Source organism: Bradyrhizobium sp. (assembly GCF_049581145.1).
In the GTDB taxonomy this organism is placed as follows: domain Bacteria; phylum Pseudomonadota; class Alphaproteobacteria; order Rhizobiales; family Xanthobacteraceae; genus Bradyrhizobium.
Genome location: NZ_JBAURI010001325.1, coordinates 1 through 6,932, shown reverse-complemented (window position 1 = coordinate 6,932; position 6,932 = coordinate 1). Strand labels below are relative to the sequence as shown.

8 protein-coding genes and 1 pseudogene are annotated in these 6,932 nt (G+C 63.9%); all 9 read right to left on the bottom strand.

Annotated features, from left to right (window positions below; all coding sequences use genetic code 11):
* Nucleotides 1–188 (bottom strand): annotated as a pseudogene (locus WCB02_RS42265) (hypothetical protein); the annotation flags it as partial.
* A 183-nt stretch (nt 189–371) separates the two neighbouring features.
* Nucleotides 372–1,208 (bottom strand): metal-dependent phosphohydrolase, encoded by an 837-nt coding sequence (locus WCB02_RS42260; protein WP_423969042.1) that lies wholly within the window; start codon nt 1,206–1,208, stop codon nt 372–374.
* 214 nt (nt 1,209–1,422) lie between these two features.
* Nucleotides 1,423–1,770 (bottom strand): cytochrome C, encoded by a 348-nt coding sequence (locus tag WCB02_RS42255; RefSeq protein WP_423969039.1) that lies wholly within the window; start codon nt 1,768–1,770, stop codon nt 1,423–1,425.
* Between the two features lie 206 nt (nt 1,771–1,976).
* Nucleotides 1,977–2,567 (bottom strand): NADPH-dependent FMN reductase, encoded by a 591-nt coding sequence (locus WCB02_RS42250; RefSeq protein ID WP_423969037.1) that lies wholly within the window; start codon nt 2,565–2,567, stop codon nt 1,977–1,979.
* Between the two features lie 223 nt (nt 2,568–2,790).
* Nucleotides 2,791–3,048, bottom strand: a complete 258-nt coding sequence (locus WCB02_RS42245) for a hypothetical protein (protein WP_423969035.1) — start codon at nt 3,046–3,048, stop codon at nt 2,791–2,793.
* Nucleotides 3,049–3,100: 52 nt separating this feature from the next.
* Nucleotides 3,101–4,120, bottom strand: coding sequence for a tlde1 domain-containing protein (locus tag WCB02_RS42240; protein ID WP_423969032.1), 1,020 nt, complete (start codon nt 4,118–4,120; stop codon nt 3,101–3,103).
* A gap of 314 nt (nt 4,121–4,434) precedes the next feature.
* Complete coding sequence (locus tag WCB02_RS42235; protein ID WP_423969029.1) at nt 4,435–4,620, bottom strand: hypothetical protein; 186 nt, start codon at nt 4,618–4,620, stop codon at nt 4,435–4,437.
* A gap of 125 nt (nt 4,621–4,745) precedes the next feature.
* Nucleotides 4,746–4,979, bottom strand: coding sequence for a hypothetical protein (locus WCB02_RS42230; RefSeq protein ID WP_423969045.1), 234 nt, complete (start codon nt 4,977–4,979; stop codon nt 4,746–4,748).
* Between the two features lie 179 nt (nt 4,980–5,158).
* The gene (locus WCB02_RS42225; protein ID WP_423969027.1) at nt 5,159–6,805 is read right to left on the bottom strand and encodes a beta-(1-6) glucans synthase; all 1,647 of its coding nucleotides are present in this window, start codon (nt 6,803–6,805) and stop codon (nt 5,159–5,161) included.
* Nucleotides 6,806–6,932: the final 127 nt, after the last annotated feature.

Here is a 6,932-nt window from a genome sequence, read left to right as displayed (position 1 = left end):
GCGGGAAGGAAAGCGGATCTCCGGCTGACGACCGACGACTGCGCGCAGGCCACAAGCGACGCTGCGCCGAGCACGACGGTCAACAGCCGAACGCCACGCTGGATCGGCGCCGACGAGATCGCAGCCGCCTCGCCGTGGTCCGCCTCAAAGGCGACGGATGACCCTCCGGCACAGTCGTTGGAAGACATCTGGTATCTCCAATCCGCGCACTCCCAGCCCAAATCCAGCCGATATCAGGGCGAAACCCAATCCGGGCGGATCCGTGGCGAGATGGGGATGGATAGGCGATTTGGCTTTGAATGTTGCTTTTGCGCCACATCGAACAGCAGCCGCACCACGATCAAACCCACGGCCGATTCGGGCGGTGTAGCTCAGGTTTGCGGGCCGGACAGCGAGATGTCGCGCTCGGCGCGGAAGACGTTGCCGTAGAGACTCGCAATCCACTGCCGGCCGCTCGACGTCATGTTGAGATAGCGGATTTCAGTCTGAATGTGTGGCGCCACGTTGCCCCAGTAAAATTGCGGATACCGATTGACGATATCGGCGGGTGATTCATAGCCGAGCTGGCGGTTGATGCCGACCTCTTCGAACTCATGATACAGCGCATTGGCTTTCCGGATGTAGTTGAGGTCGCCGAGTTGCCCGATGAAATCGGCCGCGCGCAGGAGCGAGGCCTCCTCATCGTAGTCCTGGCCCTGGCGGGGTGGAAACCTGGTGCCTTCGATCGCAGCGGCAATGCGCTGCTTGCTGAGCGGGGCCATGCCTTCGATCCGGTTCATCACGTAAAGCTTCGAGCGGTCGACATGATAGGGCATCAGGCCGGCGTCCGATGAACCGCGCGGCAGCGTCACCTTGCTGCCGGCCGCATCAATCACAAAACCGTCGGCGTCGTCCTCCTTGAACAGGCCGCGCACGTAGCCGATGTCATGCGTCAGGCAGGCGATGATGACGTGGGCGTAATCGTCCGCCGTGAGGTGGGTGTGCAAGGCACGACCGCGGAATATATCGTGTCCGGCGAGCGTCACGAGCATCGTATGCTCGACATTGTGGTAAAGTGCGTCGCTGTTTCCAATGCATTCGAGAGCGACGCGCGCGGCCGCCGGCACGGTCTCGACGAGGTGCGTCTGCGAAGACCCGAACCGGCGGCGCATATAGGAGCTGAGAAACTCTTCCAGGGCGTCTGCCGCCAGCTCCGGTAACGTCATCATGGATGCTGCTCCGCTTCGCTAACCGCGCGCCTACTCCTGACTTCTCAACCATTGGCGGTCGCGGTAGCATAACGCAACTGAGGTCCGGCGACCAAACGGCGAATGCTGCGCGCGAGAAAAAAGCGGGCTGTATTGGCCATATTTAATCTACCGGGCTCAGCGTCGGTTTTGCCAGAATAAACATCCATGCTGCAGCAGCGCCCGACCGGCCTGCCTAGTGTTGCGGCACCGGCATCGGCGGACGCAACGGAAGTCCCGACATGCGGCCCGCTGGCCGTGGCGGCTTCCCCGCAGCGGTGCGCGATCGGCCGCGCTTCTCGCCATCGACGGACTCCAGATAGGAGGTGAGCTCCCAGGCCGAGGTCGAATTTGTCACATAGTGCTGCTGCAGAAACATGAACAGCGTCAGACGAAAGCGTCCCTTGGCAAGGCCGCGCGCGCTGCGATGACAGGCCGTGCAACTGTCGGCGAACAGCCGCGTGGCCGACTTGCCTTGATCCAGATTTTCGCCATGCGCCGCGGCAATGCTCAGTGCAGCGGTGACGCCCAGCGCAGCGAGCACGGCAGAAGCCGGCCGACTGCGGCGCAATCCCCGCGGTATTTTCGATTCAGACGTTCCGTACATGCCTCACTCATCCTTCGGTCGGGCTTGTCGTCCGGAGCTTAGCAGTTGATGGGGCCGCCGTGTCCAAATCCCTCCAAATCTCCTTGGCGCTGTCGATGACGGAGATCGGCGTCAGGAAAAAGCTGACGGCCGTCCTGCACCGCTCAATATGGCGGCGGCTTTCTTGCCCGCTGCGTTCTTGCCGCTTCCATCCACCACGTCAGATCATCGGCGAAGCGCGGGAACGCCGCCTGCAGCGCGTTGCCGCCATCGCCGGTCGGCATGCCTTCCGCCGACAAGGTGTGCGCGATCGGGCCCGCCGCGATCGTGCTCGACACCACCACCATACCCATCTCCGATAACGTGCCGTGCCAGGCGGTCGCGGCGCGGGCGCCGGACAAGCGTCCGGCCGAGTAGCTCGCAATCGCGGCCGGACGCCAGAACCATTCCTCCAGGAAATGATCGGTGAGGTTCTTCAGCCCCGGCTGGACGCCCCAATTATATTCGCCGGTGATGAACACGAAGCCGTCGGCCTCGCGGATTTGCCGCGCGAGCTTCTCCAGCGCAGCTGGCGCCGTGCCTTTCGGATGTTCCTTGTACATCCGGTCGAGCATCGGCAGCCCGACTTCCTTGGCATCGATCAGCTCGACATCATCACCGCGCGCGCGAAAACCGTCGACGACGAAATGCGCCAGCCGAATACCCATGCGGTCGGACCGATAGGAACCATAGAGGACGAGGAGACGATTGCTCATGACGCGGCAGGCTAGCACGCGACGGTCGCCAGAGCATCACGGTCTTTTCACGTCGGAGTGAGCCGCAACGCGGATCAACGAGCGAACGCGCTGGCGATGACGCAATCGACACTTTCGTTGCGGCGCGATGGACCGCTTCGCTCGCGCTCGCAGCACGGCGAAGATGCAGGTTCGCCCGCTTCGAAGCACCGCTTCCCGCAAGTGGTGCGACGGAAATTCCTGCTCACAACAGCTTCGCGCTGACGAACAGGGCGCGCAGCGCGTTGGTCGCCTGCACGGTCAGCATTGCATTATCGGCGGCACCTTCGAGCGCCGCGATGGCGTCGTCATGCATCGCGCGGAATTCCATCCACTCGACGGAGTTGATGCTGGTGAGAAACTGATAGGCCTGGCCGACGGTCGCAATCGAGACCGTCTTGTCGTCCAGCTTGATCTTGAACGTCGTGCGCAGCGCGGTTTCGGATTTGGAGGCTTCATTCATGAGCTGCTCAACGCCGCTGCGCGAGAGGACGAGGCCGCCTGAGGAGACGACGTCACGAGTCCGACGTCGGGTGCTGCGAAGCCTGCGTCACACCGCTCAGGCTGGGGACCACGACGAGGCGGTTGATCACGCCGTCGTCGAATGCCTTCAGGAAGCGGTCGTAATTCCTGATCGAGACGCAGCCATTGGAGTCGCCGTCGGGTCCCAGCATGAAGCTGTGCGTGAGCAGGCCTGAACGTCCGAGCGTCGAGCCATCGACCACGACCATGCGCAAGGCCCGCACGCCGTGGAACAGCCGCTCGCGCGGCTTCAGTTCGTAGGTCGCCGGCGGCGTGGCGCCGACCATGTGCTCCCCGACGTGCTCGGGATCGTCCCGCAGCTTGCCCATGCCCGAATGCGCTTCCAGGATCGTGCCGTCCGGCAGGTAAACGATCCGCGCCGAGATATCGTACACTGCGGTCATTTTGTCGTAGCCGAGCGCGGACAGGTCAGGCGCCTGACGGAGCAGTCCGGCGTCCGGCGTGAGCGAAGCCAGTTTGACCGGTCCCGGCGGCAGCAGGTCGGAGAGTTTTTGCAGCAGCGAGCGATCGTCCGGCCGGCCGGCCTGGGCCATCGCCGATCCGGCGCCCGGGGGCAGGTCCGCCGCGGCGGGACGCGGTCGCGGCAAGGGAACACCGACTGCGACGGTCGGAGCAGCCAGCGCGGCGCCGTCTGCCACGATCGAGCGCTGATCCTGCAAGGCCATTTGCTGCGCAAGCATGCCTTTGGCGTCGCGAATTCTCGAATCCGGCCCGCCAAATGCGGCGCGGTCCAGCGCCTCCAACGGGGACATGGCTTCCATGGATGCACCGAGCACGGCCGTTGACGCCGGACCGAAGCGATCATCGAACGAGCTGAAGGCGGCCTTCGACGGCAATGCGGCGGTCGCGAGCGGCGCTTGATCGGAGTCGGCGAAATAGGCGGCCGCGCCGGCGGCAATCGCGAGCACAGCAAGGGCGAGCACAACCGTCTCGGACCGGCCGAAACGGTCGCGCATCAACAGCGCCTCAACACTCGCCCCGTCGGAAGCCATCAAGTCCCCAACCACGCTTCGGGTCCCAATCCCGCGCAAGGAATCTTACCAGCCGATGGCTCAATATGGGAGCCAAAAGTAAGGCAGAATCGAGACAAACCCGCGCTCTCCCGTTCAACGGGTAGGCGCTGTGGATGACCATCCTACCCGATCTTGAGAGCGACGTCAGAGATTCGTTGAGATCAGGCGACCGGGCCGCTTAATCTGGGCAGGCCGCGCAGACTGGGATCGCGCCGCCATCGCGATCGAGGATAGGCCCGTGTCATCACGAGCGCCGGGACCCCGGAGTGAGTCGCACCACTCGCTGGACCGGCTCAGCTGTGGTGCGGTCCGCGCATGATCTTCATGGCGTCTTCGATATGACGCCATTCCTTGGCCTGTTCGGCCTCACCCCTGCCCTCGCAGGCCATGGCATTCTGGGCCGCGTGGGCGATGGCCTCGAAGCCGTGCTGCTCGAGCATCTGCCGCGCAATCGCGTGAAGCTGCGTTTCAGAGGTCATGGCGCTCTCCTGGCGTTCCATCCCGCTCGGAGCCGCGACGGCGGCTCGACTCGGCGACGGTAAGACAGGCAACGCGCGCACCTTTCGGACGGTTCCGGCAATCTTGTCGCGCCGTCGCGAAGCGTTTACCGCCGGACGACGTCGTCCGCGGCTGATTGCTGGGATGGCTTGCCGAAAACGCTGCGGCAGCCATCGCTGAGGCTGGCACGCTGTCGGCGCATGCAGGCCGTGATCCGCTCCACGTCGGGAATTTCCGATGAACAGAGCCGAAACACGTCGCCGGTGCACAGCCGCCGCTGATCCTCCTGGGTGAATGCGTGGCTCGCCGCCGGCCACGTCGCGAGACAGCACGCCAGCATGAAACTCGTCTTGAATTTTTGGATCTTGAATTTTCGGATCGTGAACGGATCAACTGGCATCGCTGTCCCCAAATCGACCGACGTTGTGGTCATATCCCAAGCGGTTCGCCGCCTTGGAATCGTTCACGATGCTATCGGCGCGAGTGGCCGGCCTTCAAGATTCCCCGCAGCAACACTTCCTAAAAATTTGCGGAGACTGCATCGCGCTTCGCTGCAACGCGACGCCACCTGCTCGCGGCGACGGCCAGCGATACATCGCCTGCCGCGGCGGTGCGGCGAACTTGCCTCAGGGTGGCGCCGAGCACGACATAAGCGGCAGACGTCCACAATGACTGCCAGTTGGAGGGCCCCTCATGGAACAGGATGTAGAGCGCGGCGATGCCGAACAGACCGGCAAAGACCGCTTCGGCGACCGGACGCGCAGCTGATTTCTGAGGGTTGAACAGTGTCAAGGTCCAGAGCGGCACCGCCGTCATGGTCAGCCCGGCGAATGGAAAATCGCGAGAGCCCGGGTCGAACATCAGGCCAAGCGCGATTTGCGTCGCGACCAGCGTGGTCACCATCAGCACGCCCCCCAAGATCCGGGTCGGGAGCGATGCAGTTCTGGCCTCGGTCGGGCCGATCAATTCCAGGAAGGCGGGTAGCGGCCGCCCCGCCATCAATGCGTTGGCGCAGAGCAGCGGCGCCGCCAGTCCCGCGGCCAACAGCAGGCCCTGAACCAGCCAGCCACCGAAGCCAAAGCTCTCGTAAAACGCCTTCTCGGCACCTAGTCCCGCCAGGATGCCGCAAACGGTCGCGGAGACCGCCACGGCAATCCAGGATGCCAGTCGCGGCGACGACGGCTGGCGTCGCAGCGTGAACCATGCCGCGGCGAAGACGGACGCGCTCAAAGCCAGCCCGTATCCCAGTTGCCACTTCCAGAATGGGTAATTGCTGACGGCAACGCCGGGCGGAAATTTCAGGCTCTGACCGTCGCGATCGATCAGGCCCCAATGGCCGCCAGCGGTGCCTTCCCAGCGACGCTTCCACGGCTCGTTATAGGCCTCGAACAGGTTGACGCGAAAGTTCTCCTGGCGCGCAAGCTCGAGAAGCGCGGACATGAAGCGCGCCTGATTGATGCGGGACGGCAGCGCCCGATCGCGCATCCGACCCCTGCTCGGCCACCCGGCTTCGCCGATCAGGATGTCCTTGCCGGGAAAAGCCTGAACCATCCGCTTGCGCATGGCATCGACATGGGCGGCGGCATCTTCGGCCGCGACCGGAACGTCCTCCCAATAGGGCAGCACATGAACCGTGACGAAATCGACGACGTCCGCCAGCTCCGGGTAACGCTGCCAGAACTCCCAGACGTCGGCGTAACTCACCGGAACGCTCACGCGCCGCCTGACCGAGCCGACGACGTCCCGAAGCTCGGCTGCCGTCATCTCGCCCCGCAACAGCACCTCGTTGCCGACGATGATCGCCGTGATCACGCCGGGGTAATTCCCGGCCAGCGCAATCGCAGCATCGATCAGCAGCGCATTCTTGGCGCGGTCGCGTCCAATCCAGACCCCGAGCATCACTTTCAAGCCGACCTCGGACGCAAGCTCGGGCACCTTGTCCAAGCCATTGTCGACCGAGTAGATGCGGACGCATTTGGAGATCTTGGCAAGCTCGGCGAGATCGCCCGCGATCTGCTCCGGGCTGATGACGAGGTCCGCGTTCCAGGGGCTCTGGCGGTCACGAAATGGCGCGTAGGATACGCAATCCAGTTTGGCCGCGGGATCGGTCGGCCCATGCGGCAGTGTGACCGGCGTAGCCAACCAGCCCCAGACCGCGGTAACCATGCCCAGCGATGTCAGGAGAAGCGCCAGCGGCGCAAAAAAAGTGATGGTTGATCCTCGGAAACGCACGTCAATCCACGATCAGGTCATCGCATGGCTGGGGTTGAACTCGAGAGCGGCGGTACTGACA

Bases quoted from the DNA above. Each gene is read 5' to 3' on its own strand.
- WCB02_RS42225 (WP_423969027.1), bottom strand. From the start codon at position 6,805: ATGGTTACCGCGGTCTGGGGCTGGTTGGCTACGCCGGTCACACTGCCG.
- WCB02_RS42245 (WP_423969035.1), bottom strand. From the start codon at position 3,048: ATGAATGAAGCCTCCAAATCCGAAACCGCGCTGCGCACGACGTTCAAG.
- WCB02_RS42260 (WP_423969042.1), bottom strand. From the start codon at position 1,208: ATGATGACGTTACCGGAGCTGGCGGCAGACGCCCTGGAAGAGTTTCTC.
- WCB02_RS42230 (WP_423969045.1), bottom strand. From the start codon at position 4,979: ATGCTGGCGTGCTGTCTCGCGACGTGGCCGGCGGCGAGCCACGCATTC.
- WCB02_RS42250 (WP_423969037.1), bottom strand. From the start codon at position 2,567: ATGAGCAATCGTCTCCTCGTCCTCTATGGTTCCTATCGGTCCGACCGC.
- WCB02_RS42235 (WP_423969029.1), bottom strand. From the start codon at position 4,620: ATGACCTCTGAAACGCAGCTTCACGCGATTGCGCGGCAGATGCTCGAG.
- WCB02_RS42240 (WP_423969032.1), bottom strand. From the start codon at position 4,120: ATGGCTTCCGACGGGGCGAGTGTTGAGGCGCTGTTGATGCGCGACCGT.